The organism is Pandoraea commovens (assembly GCF_024704525.1).
GTDB lineage: Bacteria > Pseudomonadota > Gammaproteobacteria > Burkholderiales > Burkholderiaceae > Pandoraea > Pandoraea commovens.
Map to the genome: position 1 here is coordinate 4,637,068 of NZ_CP102780.1, position 16,257 is coordinate 4,653,324.

A 16,257-nucleotide genomic window follows, 5' to 3' on the forward strand; every position below is an offset into this window, starting at 1 on the left:
CGGTTGGTTGGGCGCGAGTACGCGCACCGTTATCGTAGACATCCGCTCGCTGCTATCCGCCGCGACCTACGATAATCGGAGCCCAACAGGCCATGCAAAACAAGATTCGCCAGCCACGCACACGTCTCGCCGTTTCCTCCATCGCCGCAGCTCTGCTGAGCATCGCAGCCCTCGCACCGCTCGCCGCGCACGCCGACAAGCTCGACGACATCAAGAAGGCGGGCGTGCTGCGCGTCGCAACGTTCGACAGCAATCCGCCGTTCGGCTACGTCGACGCGAAGTCGCACAAGATCGTCGGTCTCGACGTCGATTACGCGAAGGCACTGGCCGACAAGCTCGGCGTGAAGCTCGAACTGCAACCGACGAACCCGGCCAACCGGATTCCGTTCCTCACGTCGAAGAAGGTCGATCTCGTACTGGCCAACTTCACGATCACGGACGAACGCGCCAAGCAGGTCGACTTCAGCATTCCCTATTTTTCCTCGGGCCAGCAGTTCCTCGCGAAGAAGGGCACGCTGTCCTCGCCTGATCAGTTGAGCGCGCTGCGCATCGGTGCCGACAAGGGCACGACGAACGAAATCACGCTTCGTGAGAAATTCCCGAAAGCGACCATCGTCGCGTTCGACGACACACCGTTCGCTTTCGCCGCGTTGCGTACGGGCACCGTGCAAGCCATTACGCAGGACGGGCCGAAGCTCGTCGGCCTGCTCGCCAATGTGCCGGACAAGCAGAACTACGAGATCCCTGCCTTCACGATTTCGAACGACTACATGGGCGTGGGTGTACCGAAGGGCGAGGCGCGGCTGACCGCGTTCGTGAACGACACGCTGCGCGATCTGGAAAAGGACGGCACCGCCGCCAACATCTACGACCGCTGGTTCGGTCCGAAGTCGGCCCAGCCGTTGCCGCGTCTGTTCAAGATCGGCGACAAGGCGTGACGGACTGGCTCGCTCCGAAGTATCTCGACTGGCTGTTCACGGGCTTCGGCGTCACCGTCGCACTGGCTGTCGCGGCCAGCGCGGCGGCGACGCTGCTCGGCTTCGGGCTGGCCGTGGCGCGCAACTCGCATAGCGCGTTGTTCGCCCGCCCCGCGACCGCGTACGTTGCGCTGATGCGCAACACGCCGCTGCTCGTCCAACTCTTCTTCTGGTACTTCGGCGTCGCAGCGCTGCTCCCTGCGAGTGCCGTGCAATGGCTCTCGCAGGCGCATGTCTGGCATGTCGTGCTGTTCGACATTCGCTGGCCGACGCTGGAAACGCTCGCGGGCTTCGTGGGCCTCACGCTTTACACCACGGCGTTCATCGGCGAAGAGATTCGCGCGGGTCTGCGCGGGGTGCCTGCCGGACAAACGCACGCGGCCGCCGCGCTCGGCCTGAACCGCTTCGCGATCTTCCGTCATGTCGTGCTGCCGCAGGCGGTGCGCATTGCGATGCCGCCGTTGTTCGGGCAATACATGAACGTGGTGAAGAACTCTTCGCTGACGATGGCGATCGGCCTCGCGGAACTCTCGTATGCCTCGCGTCAGGTCGAGACGGAAACGTTCAAGACGTTTCAGGCGTTCGGCATTGCCACGCTGCTTTACGTCGGTGCGATTGCGCTGATCGAAGCCGTGAGCATGGTTACGACGCATCGTCACGCCACCGCCCCTTCACGCTGATTTCGCTGATTTCGCTGATCCCACCGCACCCGACGCCAGCGACCTCCCGGACGTCCTCATGAATTTCTCCGCCGTCTTCGACAACCTGCCCTACCTGCTTTGGGGCGACTTCCCCGACGGCCCGCTCTCCGGTGCCGCGCTCACGCTGGTACTCGCCACGGTGAGCGCCGTGGCGTCCGGTGTCCTGGGTCTGGCGGGCGGCATCGCACTCGCAATGCTCGGCGGCCCGGCGCGCTGGGTGCTGACTTTCGTGATCGGCTTCTTTCGCGCCATTCCGGTGCTGATGCTGATCTTCTGGACGTACTTTCTGCTGCCGATCCTCTTCGGGGTCGACGTGCCCGGGCTCGCCACTGTGGCGTGCGCGCTCGCGCTGATCGGCGGCGCATATCTCTCGCACACGGTCTACGCGGGGATTCGTGGCGTGGGCACGGCGCAATGGCAGGCAGGCATGTCGCTCGGCCTCACGCGCGTGCAGACGTTGCACCACGTCGTGCTGCCGCAGGCGCTACGCATCATGACGCCGTCGTTCGTCAATCAGTGGATTTCGCTGGTGAAGGACACCTCACTCGCGTACATCGTCGGCGTGGCTGAGTTGTCGTTCGTCGCCACTCAGGTGAACAGCCGGTTGATGGTCTACCCGGCGGAAGTGTTCGCGTTCGTCGCGCTGATCTACTTCGTGATGTGCACCGCACTCGAATGGCTTTGCACGACGCTGCTCGGCAAACCTCTGCAACCGCAAGCCAGCGATCCGGACGACGCAAAAGCAAAACCCCGGCGGGGCTGGCAGCGCATCGTATCGATACGGTTGCCGACCCCGCCGGGGCTTGCAAGAGTCACTCGACGGCTAAGCCGTCTGGCGCATCGCGACCGGCGGCGCGCCCCGGAACAACTGCCGGAGCATCGACGCCGGGTGGACTTCAGTCGCGATTGGCCTGGATGACGGTCAGGGCCGTCATGTTGATGATGCGTCGCACGGTCGAGCTGGACGTCAGCACGTTGACCGGTGCGCCCACGCCCAGCAGGAACGGGCCGACGGCGACGTTGCTGCCCGCGCCCGTCTTCAGCAGGTTGTAGGCGATGTTGCCGGAGTCGACGTTCGGGCACACCAGCAGGTTGGCAGCACCTTTGAGTTTCGACTGCGGCAGGATACGGCTGCGCAGACCTTCGTCGAGCGCGCAGTCGCCGTGCATTTCGCCGTCGATCTCCAGATCCGGCGCTTGCGCCGTCACCATCTCCAGCACACGGCGCATCTTCGTGCCCGACGCCGCACTACCCGAGCCGAAGTTCGAGCGTGAGAGCAGCGCGACCTTCGGGTTCAGGTTCAGACGCGTCATCTGCTTGGCAGCCGCCAACGTGAACTCGGTGATTTGCTCAGCCGTCGGATCGTCGTTCACGTGCGTGTCGACCAGTGCCACCGTGCGCTTGTCGAGCAGCAGGATGTTCATCGCGGCGTAGGTGTTCGCGCCCGGCTGCTTGCCGATGACTTCATCGACGAAGCGCAGGTGGTCGTGATAGGCCCCCACCGTGCCGCAGATCATGCCGTCGGCGTCGCCCAGACGCACCATCATCGCGCCGATCAGCGTGAGACGACGACGCATCTCGACACGCGCCATTTCCTTGGTGATGCCGTCGCGGCAACGCAGTTCCCAGTAGCTGGTCCAATACTGGTGGAAGCGCTCGTCGTAGTACGGGTTGGTGACTTCGACGTCTTCACCCAGACGCAGACGCAGACCGAACTTTTCGATGCGGGCGAGCAGCACTTCCGGACGACCGACCAGAATCGGGCGCGCCAGCTTCTCGTCGACGATCACCTGCACGGCACGCAGCACGCGCTCTTCTTCGCCCTCGGCGAATACGATGCGCGACTTGCCGCCGTCACGCACGAGTTGCTTTGCGGCCGAGAAGATCGGCTTCATGAACGCACCCGAGTGGTACACGAACTGCTGCAACTGGTCGGCGTAAGCGTCGAAGTCGGTGATCGGACGCGTGGCCACGCCGTCTTCCATTGCAGCGCGCGCCACGGCCGGGGCAATACGCACGATCAAACGCGAGTCGAAAGGCTTCGGAATCAGGTATTCCGGCCCGAACGACAGGTCGTAAGCGCCATAAGCATTGGCGACGGAGTCGTTCAGTTCTTCCTGCGCCAGACCGGCAATCGCGTGCACAGCGGCGATTTCCATGTTGCGCGTGATGGTGGTGGCGCCCACATCGAGCGCACCGCGGAAGATGTACGGGAAGCACAGCACGTTGTTGACCTGGTTCGGGAAGTCCGAACGACCGGTCGCGAGCACCACGTCTTCACGGGCGGCGCGAGCGTCTTCCGGGAAGATTTCCGGGGTCGGGTTGGCCAGCGCCAGAATCAGCGGACGTGCGGCCATGTTCTTGAGCATTTCCGGCTTGAGCACGCCACCGGCGGACAGGCCGAGGAACACATCGGCGCCGTCGATCACTTCCGCGAGCGTGCGCTTGTCGGTCTTCTGAGCGAAACGCGCCTTGTCCGGGTCCATGCCGACCGTGCGGCCTTCGAACACCACGCCGTCGATATCCGTCGCCCAGATATTCTCGAGCGGCAGTCCGAGGTCGATCATGAGGTCCAGGCAGGCGAGAGCCGCCGCACCTGCGCCCGACGTCACGACCTTCACTTCGCGGATGTCCTTACCCACGACCTTCAGGCCGTTGATGAACGCGGCGCTCACGGTGATGGCGGTGCCGTGCTGGTCGTCGTGGAAGACCGGGATCTTCATGCGCTCGCGCAGCTTGCGCTCGACGGTGAAGCACTCCGGTGCCTTGATGTCTTCGAGGTTGATGCCGCCGAAGGTGGCTTCGAGGCTGGCGATGATGTCGACCAGCTTGTCGGGGTCGCTCTCGGTCACTTCGATGTCGAACACATCGATGCCAGCGAATTTCTTGAAGAGGACGGCCTTGCCTTCCATGACCGGCTTGGAGGCGAGCGCGCCGATGTTGCCCAGACCGAGCACGGCGGAGCCGTTGGTGATCACGCCAACGAGGTTGCCACGGCCGGTGTACTTGAACGAAGCCGACGGGTCGGCCGCGATTTCCTGACACGGGATAGCGACGCCCGGGGTGTAGGCGAGCGCCAGATCGCGCTGGGTGACGAGCGGCTTGCTGGCCGTCACGGAGATCTTGCCCGGTGTCGGGAACTGGTGATACTCCAGGGCGGCCTGGTGATCGTTGCTGTTGCTCATGGCAATGTCGTCCTCGTAGGTTCTCTGAACTTGTGTCTCACTCTGTTTTGCGCGGCGAACCGTTCTGATGACGGCTGTCGACCTGAGCGCATAGAGGTGAGCCCATTCTAGGGAGCCGCCAGCGGGGGGCGATTCTGAATTACTATGGGGGCATCATATTTTCCATATAAGCCCCGAACATCGGGGGTTTCAGAGGATTCAGGACAGATGGTGGCGGTGCCTTTCGATACGGGGGAAGTAGTCCGGCGGCTGACGACCCGGCTCAAGATGCGTCATCTCGTGCTGTTGTTGCAGATTCAGCAGCACGGCTCGCTCACGCGCGTGGCCGAGCACATGGCGACGAGCCAGCCCGCCGTGACCAGCGCGCTGGCCGAGCTGGAAAGCATGCTGGGCGGCCCGCTCTTCGACCGCACCCCGCGCGGCATGACGCCGACACCGCTTGGCGACGTCGTGCTGGCCCGCGCACAGGCAATGGTCCACGATCTCGACCACCTGACCCGCGATATCGAAGCCGTCATGGCCGGGCATGCTGCCCGCCTTCAAGTCGGTGTGATCCCGTACATCTCCGGCAAGACCCTCTCCGCCGCCATCCAGCAGACGCTGGCCCAGATTCCCCAACGCCTGACCGTCACGCTGCATGAAGGCACGAGCGAGTCGCTGATGGCGCAATTGCGCGACCACACGCTAGACGTGGTGATCGCCCGCGCGGCAGCGAACGTCGACGTCACGCAAGTGCAGTTCGAAGTGCTGCACCATCAGGCCCCACGCGTGGTGGCAAGCCGTCGTCTGGCGGCCCGGCTGGGGCGCAGCGCCCCGGTGTGGGCGCAACTGGCAGAACTCGACTGGGTGATGGGCGCGCCGAATACGCCGATGCGCGACCAACTCTCCGACCTGTTCCTGCATGCCGGGGTGGTGCCGCCGGTGCCTGTGGTGGAGAGCTTTTCGTCCCGGTTGACGGGCGAACTGCTGGCCAGCAGCGAGCGCGCCGTGTCGCTGCTACCGGCCGATATCGCCGAGGAACTGGTTCGCATCGCGGGCGTAGCCATCGTGCCGTGGTCGCTCACGTGGACACTGCCGCCCGTGGCCATGTTCACCCGCCGCGAGAACCCGCGGGAGACGCACCGGCTCTTTACGCAGGCGCTGCGCACTCAGTATCAGTTGATGGCGGGGACGGCCTGAGCCGGTGCCGGAAAGGCATTGAAAGTCCCTTTGCCGTCAAAACCGGCGAATTTCGGGAAATGAAGCCTTTTCGGCTCGTTTCCCGCACGATTGCCCGATTTGTGTCCGTCGTATCGTGTGACCCATGAACGACGCCGTCCCCCTCTCCCCTCAGAACACCGCGACATCGGCCAACCCCGCATCGGCGGGGACGCCGCTTGTCACGCCGCCCACCACGCCGCCTACCACGCCGCCCATCACGCCGCCCGTCACCCCGTTCGCCGCGTCTCCGCAACAGATCTTTCTGGCCCCGGCGCTGCTGCCCACGCAGGTCGGCCCGGCGGGGCTGCGCTTCGACTTCAACGACGGCGCGCGCGTGGTCATCCCCGACTTCGGTCAGCCGCTGCCGTGGCGCGTGCGCATCAGCGATTTGCGCGACGACAGCACGCTCACGGAAGTCTCGCTGTCGTCGGGCGTGGTGCGCAGCCCGGCAAAGTACTACGTGCCGTATGGCATCACGATCTGGCTGAACGACGTGGTGGTCTTCGAGCATCGCTTCGACCTCCGCGATCAGGACGTGCTGATCCAGATTCCGCTGGCGGCCCTGGGCGATGTGTTGGGATGGATACCGTATGCCTTGCGCTTCAAGGACGTGCATGGCTGTCGACTGGCGTGCGTGGTTACGCCAGCGGTGGCCGCGCTGTTCCGCGACGCGCATCCCGACGTCGAATTCGTTGCACAGGACAAGGTGGAGCGGCGCAAGTACTACGCGACCTACAACATCGGCCTGTTCTTCGACGATAAGGAGTTCATCCAGCAACCTCGCGACTTTCGCGAGACGGGACTGCACCGTACGGCCGCGCACATTCTCGGCGTCGACGACGCGCAAGCACGCGCGAAGACGGCGTTGCCGGACGTGTCGCGTCCGATGACCGAGCCCTATGTGTGCATCGCCGTGCAAAGTACGGCGCAGTGCAAATACTGGAACCACCCCGGGGGATGGGACGCCGTCGTTGCAGGCCTACGCGAGCGTGGCTTTCAGGTCGTGTGCGTCGATCAGAAGCCGCGCTACGGCAAGAACGATTTCTGGCAGTCGATCCCCGAGGGGGCCATCGATGCGACGGGCGACCTGCCGCTGACCGAACGGGCGCGCTGGCTGATGCATGCGAGCGCCTTCATCGGCTTGTCGAGCGGCCTGTCGTGGCTGGCGTGGACGATGAACACGCCGACGGTCCTGATCTCCGGCTTCACCCTGCCGCACAACGAGTTCGCGACGCCGTACCGCGTGATCAACCCCGACGTCTGCACCGGCTGCTGGCACGACCCCGCCATCCGCTACAACCACGACGACTTCCACTTCTGCCCGCGCCACAAGGGCACGGAACGCGCCTTCGAATGCACGACGGCGATTACACCGGAAGCGGTGTTGTCGGCGGTGGATCGGATGCCGGGATTGACGGGATAGTTAAAAGAGATCAGCGAGTCAGACCAACGCTTTGCGCAAGGCCGCGCTGGAAATGGCGTCGATATGTCGAAATGCGGGCGCAATACGGTCGATATCATCAGCACCGACACCAAAGGCTTCGAAGTGGACTCGCCACTCCCGGACGTCTCGCCAAACCCGATCAATTAGTCGACAGGCATCGCGTCGCGACAGCGTAAAGCGCTCGTGGGCTTCCAGCGCATTATCAAGCGTTGCAAGACGTCCCTGAGGACCCACACCGAGATGTAAGAGTCTCTCTTCCGCCATGCTGGCTCGTGGCATGACGTCATATAGGGGGCTTAATCGCCAACCACCGATCTGTGCATCCCTTAGGAATCCGTGATTGCGCAGATGATCGTCGTCGTTACTCACGAAGATGTTGAAGATCATGCGCTGGAACAGCTCTGTGTTGTTCTGCCGGACAACGCTCGGATGACAATAGCGACGAATGGCATCGGCAATTTCCGGATAAGACTTGGCGTGTGACTCCATCTCGTCGCACGCCAACAGCGTCAGCCCACTGACGAACGGCATACGCCGCTCGATTCGTCCCTCACCGGGTGACGCCGAGACGAGACCGCTCTCGGGATTCGTCCAGAAACGGTTGAAGCGGCGAATCATCATGATCTGCCGGTCTCCGATATTGCGAGTGACGACGTCCGGAACAGACAGTCCGATGTGTGCGCCGAGCTTGAGCGTTGCGCATTCAAGCGCTGGCACATTGATGGAATCGCCACGGCTAGGGAATTTCGCTAGCCAGAGTGCGCCTTCTTCGTCCCGAACTGAAGCTTTCGGTCGTGCTCCGCCTAGTGCAGAACCGTCTGCAAAAATGGCGTCGAGATGTGCTGGCACCGGTACGCCCGCTTCTATTCGTTCGGCCGCCTCGATCAGATGCGACAGCGATTGCACACCCGTCACGCCAGCGGTAGGCGGATCATTCAACGCTCGACGCACATCCAGTGCACCAACGCGCTCGCTGCCAGCGTGCAGCAGATACACGGACTCGGCAAGACTGTTCGCAGGCGCTTTGAGTTTGGACTCGATGACTCTACGCCCCCATGCGTCAGGCGCTGCGTCGCGTACACCACCAAATGACGTCAGGCGATTCACGGGAAACAGCCGCTTACCAGTGACGAGGTTGGAGTCGCCTGTGCCGAGGCTGACCGGGTCTACCTCAACGGCGTCTTTTCGTTTGAGATATTTCAGACCATACGCAAACGTCGAGGCCATCAATGTTGCGCCGGACTCGGTCAGGTCCAGTTGACCGCACGGTGCCCACCCTTGCGCCAAATGCGAAAAAACAATCAACCGTGTGGTCACCTCTGCCATGCATCGCGCCCCTTCGTTCGAGATAAGTTGCTGAAGACGTTAGCGGTTTTGCTCAGGCGTCAGAAGTCGAGGGCATCGAGCTCCGAAGACGACATGTCGCGCACACGCTTCGTCTGCTCCCGCACGCGCAGCATTGCAAGTGCAGGATCCGATTCAGCATACAGATCGCCGAGCGTCGTGCCTGGCGCGATGGCGTCGAGGTAACGCAGGATTTGACCAAAGGCAATCCCTGGATCGCCGTGTTCCATTCGATATACGGTATTGCGTGATAAGCCCGCACGGATCGCCGCATCGACCTGCTTTACCCGACGAGCGGTGCGCAGGCGAGCAAGCAACTGGCCGAGTTTCGAGGCTTCGGTAAGTTGCGCCGACGTAAGCGAGCTGCTTTGAGAAGTTTTCATGTTCGTAAAATCGCTCCTTACAGACTCAAAGAGTGATTTTACGAGCAATTCCGGAAAAATCAACAAAGTGAATGCTCGTTAAATCGAACATTAACGACTCAAAGATCGATTTTACGATCATCCGCATGCCTGTTTTGGTGCAATGCGTGCGATGCGCCATACGTTGGGCCTACACTACCCACACCGTCCCTGCGCCGTCAGCCCTTATGCCCGCTAAAGCACGCAGCCAAGCCTCTGACACACCCCAAGCCCCTGCCGCGGCCATCCCTATGCAGTCACCCGCACTGCTTCGCCGCTTACTGCGCGCCAAGGACCGTATGGATGCCGCATCGCATGAGGCGTGGCCCGTCAAGCGGCTGGCAGAGGTCAGTGGCACGTCCGAGGCGCACTTCTCCCGGTCGTTCAAACAGGCCTTCGGACTCCCCCCGCATCGCTATCTGCTGACCCGGCGCATCGAACAGGCCAGCACGCTCCTGCGCGATACCGACTTCAACATCACGGAAATCGCCTTCGCGACCGGCTGGGAAAGCATCGGCACCTTCGGACGGATCTTTCGCGACATCACCGGACAGAGCCCTGGCGAATTTCGCGAGCAGGCGCAGGCCAACGGCACGCCACTCGATCAGGTTCCGGGCTGCGTCCTGAAGGCGGCCCAGCGGCCTGATCTCAACATCGCAGTTTTGGAGAAGCGCCGCCGCATGGCCGACGGTAAAGTCCCTCCATCAACCAACGAGGAGGTCTTATGAACGAAGGAATTGGCGTGGTGGGGCTGTATGTCGACGATCAGGACGAAGCACTCGCGTTCTATGTCGACAAGCTCGGTTTTCGCGTTCACACCGATGTACGCAACGGCCCGTACCGTTGGCTGACGGTGCAGCATCCCGATCAGCCCGCGTTCCAGCTCGGCCTGTTTGCGCCCGGCGCACCGATTCACGACGACGCCACCGCGCAGACGCTGCGCGCCATGGTCGCCAAGGGCGCCATGCCGCCGCTCGTGCTCTACGTGGCCGACTGCCGCGCGCACTACGCGCGCCTGAAGGAGAAAGGCGTGGAATTCACGCAAGAACCGGTGGACCGTTACGGCAGCGTCGATGCCGGTTTCCGGGATCCGGCGGGCAACGGCTGGAAGATGATTCAGCCGCCGAAAGAAGCGAAGTAAGGAAGTGACGCAGGCAACGTGAAATACATGCGCCGCCACACCCGTCGGGTAAGCGGCGCATCGTTGCGAGAGACGTACAGACGCCGCGCTCAGGCTTGATTCAACTGACGTCCCACGTCGAACATCTCCCCGAATTCGACGGCAGGCATGGGCACCCCGAACAGGTATCCCTGCCCCTCGTCGCAACCGAGTCGACGCAGGTTGTCGCGCTGTTGCTCCGTCTCCACACCCTCGGCAATGGTGCGCAGGTCGAAGCTGCGCGTCATGTCTACCAACGCACGCACTACGGACGCATCGCGCTCCGACTCCATCATCCCCTGCACGAACGACCGGTCGATCTTGATACGGCTTAACGGATAGCGTCGCAGCATGCTGATCGACGCGTAGCCGGTGCCGAAGTCGTCGAAGGCAATACTCACACCGTACGCATGCAGACGCTGCAACGCTTCGAGCACGACGTCGTCGTCCAGCACGATGCTCTCCGTCACCTCCAGTTCCAGCGCCTGCGGTGGCAGCCCGTGCCGGTTAAGCACCGCGACCACCTCGTCGAAGATGCTGCCGATGCGAAATTGCAATCCGAATAAGTTGACGCCGATCCGGAAACACGGCGCACCGTTGCGTCGCCAATACGCCGCCTGCGCGCACGCCTCGTCCAGCACCCACGCGCCCACCGACGCCGCCAGCGGCCCGCGTTCGAGCGCCGGTAGAAACGCGGCAGGCGACAGCAGTCCACGTTGCGGATGCCGCCAGCGAATCAGCGCCTCGGCCCCTGTCAGCGACCCATCGGCGAAATCCACCTGCGGTTGATAGAAGAGCACGAACTCGCCGTCGTTCACCGCACGATGCAGTTCGATGTTATAGACGCGCCGCGCCGCCGCTTCGATGCGCAGTGCATCGATGAAGACGAACGTCTGCCCGGCCCCATGCTGTTTCGCCCGCGACAGCGCCAGATCGGCATTGCTGATCAGGCTCAGCGCCTCCTCCGCCTGCTGCGGGACGACTGCGATGCCGCAGCAAGCGCTCACGCGCACATCGAACCCGCCGATCACCATCGGTTCTGCAATCGCCAACAGCACCGCATCGGCGCGGCGACGCGCCTCCACCGCATCCGTCACGCCCCACAGCAGCAGCGCGAACTCATCCGCACCGATGCGCGCGACCGTGTCGACCGTGCGCACGAGACGCGTCAAACGGCGCGCTACTTCGCACAGAATGCCGTCGCCGACCGCGTGGCCCAGCGTATCGTTGATGTCCTTGAAACCGTCGAGATCGAATATCGCGACGGCTGCGCCGCGCAGACAGACCGACGCCACCTCCGCGTCGCGATAGAAGCTCGCGCGATTCGCGATGCCCGTCAGCACATCGGTGCTCGCGAGCCGCCGCAACACTTCCCCGCCCTCGCGCAGCGTGCTGAGGTCATGCACATGTGCGTTGAACGTCTGCACATCGTTCTCGACCCAGCAGAACAGCGAGAGACTCATCGGAAACTCACGTCCATCGCGACGCAGGCCATAGACCTCCGAGGGCATCGTCATGCCATCGACCGAGCCAGCGCTCACCGCCTGCGTGATCTGATCGCGAAGCGCCGAGCGGCTGCGCCCGGCGAGTAGCGTCTCCAGCGAACGCCCCGGTCCGTCGGACATCGCGTAGCCGAACATCGTCACTGCCGCATGGTTCCAGTCGAGGATTTCGCCGAAGGCATCGAAGCGGATCATCGCCGTGGGCGAATAGCGCTCCGGCTCGGCAAAGGTGCGCCGTTCACGTTCGATGAACAACTCCACACGACGCAATTCCAGACGGTCTGACGCCATGCGTCCCAGCTCGCGCAAACGCGCGCGATCCACGTCGGAGAATGTGTGATTCGGCTTGTTGTCGATGACGCACAGCGCACCGAGTGCGTGACCGTCCACCGACATGAGCGGCACGCCCGCGTAGAAGCGCACCTGCGCGTTGCCGGTCACGAGCGGGTTGTCGTGAAAACGCTCGTCGGCCGTGGCGTCGGGCACGACCATCACACCGTCACCATTGATCGCGTGCGCGCAGAAAGACGCGTCGCGGCTCATGTCGACATCGGTGTTGGTGGAGGAAAAGCCTGTGGCCGCCGCGAAAAATACGTGATCGTTGCCCACCATGTTGACGGCCGCCACCGGCACGCCAAACATGTGCGCGGCAATATGCACAACGGCATCGAGGCTCGGAAGCGGGCGTTCACTGCCCAGGCCGTACTCCGCCAGTGCAGCCAGCCTCTGCGTTTCCATGGGTAATACAGCGGGACACTTCATCGTCGGTCTCCTCGCCTGTGAGCGGCTTGATGGACAACTTCGGATGCCGTTGTGACGACGCGCGAGACACGAGCACCAAGTTCAACCCGGTGTCATTGCGCGTCATATGAACCGGTGATTGATGCGCACAACGCCATGCACCCCGTGATGACTTCGCAGGTTTGCGCGCGACCGCCCGGATATTCGACGCCCGATTCAGCGGATTATAAGGGGAAGACCGGAATTCATGCCTCCGGATTGTTCGTTATACAAAACTTATTGCCGACGAATTCCGATACCGGTTCATTAACATCTGAGGCGCTATACCCAATGGTGACAAGCCACGCCGCCGGGCCGCCCACATACCCTCGCCAAACATTCACACGATCGTTTGGAATTTTCATTTGAACCGGGGAATTGCATGCAAATCGCAAAGCATGACGCACACCATTTGCGTAATCGATATACGCGAATACTTTTAATTCATTACTCGATACCGCCGACATCCCGATTCAATTCACGCGCCAGATAGCGCTCCATAAACTCGACAAAGAGCCGTACCTTGGCCGAGAGATTGAGCCGCTCCGGATAGATCGCGTAGATGTCGGCGGCCGGTAACGCCCAGTCGCTCAGCAATTGCATCAGTGCATTCGAAGCCAATGCGGATTGCACATCCCATTCCGATCTCACGAGCACACCATGCCCGTCGAGCGCCCAGCGCAGCGTCGCTTCGCCGTCGTTGCTGCTCATCGCCCCGTGCACCTTTACCAGTTCGTGCCGTTTGCCCTTGGTGAAATGCCACGTGCCGTACGCCGTGTCGTTCTCGCGCAGCACGATGCACAGGTGATTGCGCAGATCGTCGGGCACCTTGGGCACACCGTGGCGCGCGAGGTATTTGGGGGACGCGCACACCAGTCGCCGGTTCGCGGCGATGCGGCGTCCCACCACGCGCTGGTCGGGCAGTTCGCCGAAGCGAATACCAACGTCGAACGCGAACTCGGCCAGATTCATCGGACGGTCCGTCAGATCGAGCTGCACTTCGACCTCGGGATACTGCTCGCGAAATTCCGATAGCGCAGGCACGACATGGCGGCGTCCGAAGCCGAACGTCGCATTCACCTTCAGCAGACCGCGCGGCAAATCGCGGCTGCTCGACACCATGCGCTCCAGCTCCTGCACCTGTTCGATGATCTTCGAGCCAGTGCCGAGATACAGCTCCCCCTCATGCGTCATCGCCAGTCGCCGGGTGGTGCGGTTCAGCAGCTTGACGCCCAGTCGTCGCTCCAGCTGACTCAGCCGTGCGCTGATCGCTGGCGGCGTCACGCCAAGGTCGCGCGCCAGCGCCGACAGGCTGCCCAACGTCACCAGACGGGCGAAGAATTCCAGATCGGCGATGGCGTCCATTATTAACTTCAACTTAAAAATAGGTTAAGCGAATATGCATTTTGCGATTCTATGAACGAATTAGACTGCACGCAAGGTTGCGAGACATAGCAAAACGACGACCGCCCGCATCAAGGAGTACCTCATGGGACAAACGCTTTACCAAAAGATCGTGCGAAGCCATACGGCCTTCGACGTCGATGCGCAGCACGTCGCGCTCTATGCCGACCTGCACATCATGAACGAGTACACGAGCCCGCAAGCGTTCGCGGGACTCGCTGAGAAAGGCCTGCCGGTGCGTTGCCCGGAGAAGCAGATGGGGATCGTGGATCACGTTATTCCCACGCACCCGGTGCCGGTCGACAAACGCACCATCGTGATCGACGCCGCCGCCCATCAGGCCGCCAACTTCACCCGCAACTGCCAGAAACACGGCATTCACCTGTTCGACGTGACGGACCCGGAGCAAGGGATCGAACACGTGGTGGCCCCCGAACTGGGGCTGATCCGTCCCGGCATGGTGGTGCTTTGCGGCGACAGCCACACAACCACCTACGGCGCTCTCGGGGCGCTGGGGTTCGGCATCGGCACGTCGGAAGTCGAGCATGTGCTGGCGACGCAAACGCTCATTTACCGCGTGGCGCGCGACATGCGAATCCACGTCGACGGTACGCTGGCGAGTGGTACCACGTCGAAAGACCTCGTGCTGTACATCATTGCCCGTATCGGTGCGCAAGGCGCGCGCGGCTTCGTTGTCGAGTACACGGGCGCGGCCATCGAGGCGCTGTCTGCCGAAGCCCGCATGACGTTGTGCAACATGACCGTCGAGGCGGGCGCGCGCGGTGCGCTCATCGCGCCGGACGCCACCACGCTGCAATACGTCGGCGATCACATTCGCGATCTGTCCGGCGACGCGTTGGAGGACGCCAAGCGCCGCTGGCTCGCGCTGCGCTCCGACGAGGACGCAGCGTTCGACGTCACGCATTGTTTCGATGCCACCGACGTCGCGCCCTTCGTGACGTGGGGCACGAGCCCCGATCAGGCGATTGCGATCAACGCGCGGATTCCCTCGCTCTCGGAAGACGAGGTGGAGCGGCACAACGCGTCGAAGGCGCTGGGCTACATGGGGCTGGACGCCGGTCAGTCGCTCGACGGCTTGCCCATCGATCATGTCTTCATCGGGTCCTGCACCAACGCGCGTATCGAAGACCTGCGCGCGATTGCCGAGATCGTACGAGGTCACAAGGTGGCCGACGGCGTGCGTGCGATGGTCGTGCCGGGTTCGGGTCGCGTACGCGATCAGGCCGAGCGCGAAGGCATTGCCGATGCGCTGAAAGACGCGGGTTTCGAGTGGCGTCAACCGGGCTGCTCGATGTGCCTCGCGATGAACGACGACATTCTCAAGCCCGGTCAGCGATGCGCGTCGACCACCAACCGCAATTTCGAGGGACGTCAGGGACGCGGCGCACGCACGCATCTGATGAGCCCCGTCATGGCCGCCGCCGCCGCCATCGCTGGTCGCATCGTCGACATTCGCAAGGAGACCGCTCATGGCTGAGCACACGATCGTGGCCGGTACGGCCGCCCCGCTACCGCTGAACAATCTGGATACGGACCAGATCATGCCCAAGCAATTTCTGCTCGGCATCGACAAGTCCGGCCTCGCGCGCGGTGTGCTGTACGACCTGCGCACGAATGCCGACGGCACGCCCAACGACGCGTTCGTTCTGAACCGTCCCGCGTATCGCGACGCTCGCATTCTGGTGGCCGGGGCCAACTTCGGTTGCGGATCGAGCCGTGAGCACGCGGTGTGGGGTTTGCAGCAATCGGGCATTGAAGCGGTCATCGCGCCGAGCTTCGGCGAGATCTTCTACTTCAACGCGCAGAACAACCGTCTGCTGCTGATCGTGCTCGCCCCGCAGGACATCGCGAAGCTGACCGAGACCGTGAGCGATCCCGCGCAGAACGCTTTGACCATCGACGTCGAGCGCCAGTGTGTGGTGACGGCAAGCGGCGAGTCGTTCGCGTTCGATCTGCCCCCGCGTCAGAAGCGCATGTTCGTGGAAGGTCTCGACATGATCGGCATGACGCTCAAGGACAGCGACGCCATCACCGCATTCGAAGCCCGCCATCGCACCGATTTCCCCTGGATGCAAATCGATCTGCCCAGACAACAACGTACCGCCTGAGTGACAAGAGGCGCACGGCATTGAGTCAGTG

13 protein-coding genes and 1 pseudogene are annotated in these 16,257 nt (G+C 62.7%); 9 read left to right on the top strand and 5 right to left on the bottom strand.

What is annotated here, in order from left to right:
* Positions 1-92 precede the first annotated feature (92 nt).
* The 3 genes and pseudogenes from NTU39_RS20805 to NTU39_RS20815 form a co-directional block, all read left to right on the top strand.
* On the top strand, positions 93-938 hold the full coding sequence (locus tag NTU39_RS20805; RefSeq protein WP_257958461.1) for an ABC transporter substrate-binding protein: 846 nt from the start codon (positions 93-95) through the stop codon (positions 936-938).
* A complete protein-coding gene (locus NTU39_RS20810; protein WP_257958462.1) occupies positions 935-1,657 on the top strand; it encodes an amino acid ABC transporter permease in 723 nt (240 codons plus the stop codon). The genes NTU39_RS20805 and NTU39_RS20810 overlap by 4 nt, the downstream gene beginning before the upstream one ends.
* A gap of 58 nt (positions 1,658-1,715) precedes the next feature.
* A pseudogene (locus NTU39_RS20815) lies at positions 1,716-2,352 on the top strand (amino acid ABC transporter permease); the annotation flags it as partial.
* A gap of 222 nt (positions 2,353-2,574) precedes the next feature.
* On the opposite strand, the gene NTU39_RS20820 reads toward NTU39_RS20815, so the two are convergent.
* Positions 2,575-4,863 (bottom strand): NADP-dependent malic enzyme, encoded by a 2,289-nt coding sequence (locus NTU39_RS20820; protein WP_150664326.1) that lies wholly within the window; start codon positions 4,861-4,863, stop codon positions 2,575-2,577.
* Between the two features lie 216 nt (positions 4,864-5,079).
* Here NTU39_RS20820 and NTU39_RS20825 point away from each other — a divergent pair, with 216 nt between their 5' ends.
* Positions 5,080-6,042: a LysR family transcriptional regulator gene (locus tag NTU39_RS20825; protein ID WP_150664578.1), complete on the top strand. Its 963-nt coding sequence runs from the start codon at positions 5,080-5,082 to the stop codon at positions 6,040-6,042.
* Positions 6,043-6,166: 124 nt separating this feature from the next.
* The gene (locus NTU39_RS20830; RefSeq protein ID WP_257958463.1) at positions 6,167-7,486 is read left to right on the top strand and encodes an autotransporter strand-loop-strand O-heptosyltransferase; all 1,320 of its coding nucleotides are present in this window, start codon (positions 6,167-6,169) and stop codon (positions 7,484-7,486) included.
* An 18-nt stretch (positions 7,487-7,504) separates the two neighbouring features.
* Here NTU39_RS20830 and NTU39_RS20835 read toward each other — a convergent pair whose 3' ends face one another.
* Both NTU39_RS20835 and NTU39_RS20840 read right to left on the bottom strand, forming a co-directional pair.
* A complete protein-coding gene (locus NTU39_RS20835) occupies positions 7,505-8,833 on the bottom strand; it encodes a type II toxin-antitoxin system HipA family toxin (RefSeq protein WP_257958464.1) in 1,329 nt (442 codons plus the stop codon).
* A gap of 59 nt (positions 8,834-8,892) precedes the next feature.
* Positions 8,893-9,300 (bottom strand): helix-turn-helix domain-containing protein, encoded by a 408-nt coding sequence (locus NTU39_RS20840; protein ID WP_246184553.1) that lies wholly within the window; start codon positions 9,298-9,300, stop codon positions 8,893-8,895.
* A gap of 203 nt (positions 9,301-9,503) precedes the next feature.
* Here NTU39_RS20840 and NTU39_RS20845 point away from each other — a divergent pair, with 203 nt between their 5' ends.
* Together NTU39_RS20845 and NTU39_RS20850 are read left to right on the top strand one after the other, a co-directional pair.
* Positions 9,504-9,980, top strand: coding sequence for a helix-turn-helix transcriptional regulator (locus NTU39_RS20845; RefSeq protein WP_246184554.1), 477 nt, complete (start codon positions 9,504-9,506; stop codon positions 9,978-9,980).
* Entirely contained in the window at positions 9,977-10,393 is a 417-nt protein-coding gene (locus NTU39_RS20850) for a VOC family protein (RefSeq protein WP_039400783.1), read from the top strand. Before NTU39_RS20845 ends, NTU39_RS20850 begins: the two co-directional genes overlap by 4 nt.
* An 89-nt stretch (positions 10,394-10,482) precedes the next feature.
* Here the strand turns inward: NTU39_RS20850 and NTU39_RS20855 are convergent, their stop codons facing one another.
* The gene (locus tag NTU39_RS20855; protein ID WP_150664330.1) at positions 10,483-12,675 is read right to left on the bottom strand and encodes a putative bifunctional diguanylate cyclase/phosphodiesterase; all 2,193 of its coding nucleotides are present in this window, start codon (positions 12,673-12,675) and stop codon (positions 10,483-10,485) included.
* Positions 12,676-13,140: 465 nt separating this feature from the next.
* Complete coding sequence (locus tag NTU39_RS20860) at positions 13,141-14,058, bottom strand: LysR family transcriptional regulator (protein ID WP_257958465.1); 918 nt, start codon at positions 14,056-14,058, stop codon at positions 13,141-13,143.
* 124 nt (positions 14,059-14,182) lie between these two features.
* On the opposite strand from NTU39_RS20860, the gene leuC reads away from it, so the two are divergent.
* Positions 14,183-15,595: a 3-isopropylmalate dehydratase large subunit gene (leuC, locus tag NTU39_RS20865; protein WP_150664332.1), complete on the top strand. Its 1,413-nt coding sequence runs from the start codon at positions 14,183-14,185 to the stop codon at positions 15,593-15,595.
* Positions 15,588-16,226, top strand: a complete 639-nt coding sequence (gene leuD / locus NTU39_RS20870) for a 3-isopropylmalate dehydratase small subunit (RefSeq protein WP_150664333.1) — start codon at positions 15,588-15,590, stop codon at positions 16,224-16,226. Before leuC ends, leuD begins: the two co-directional genes overlap by 8 nt.
* The last annotated feature ends 31 nt before the right edge of the window (positions 16,227-16,257 follow it).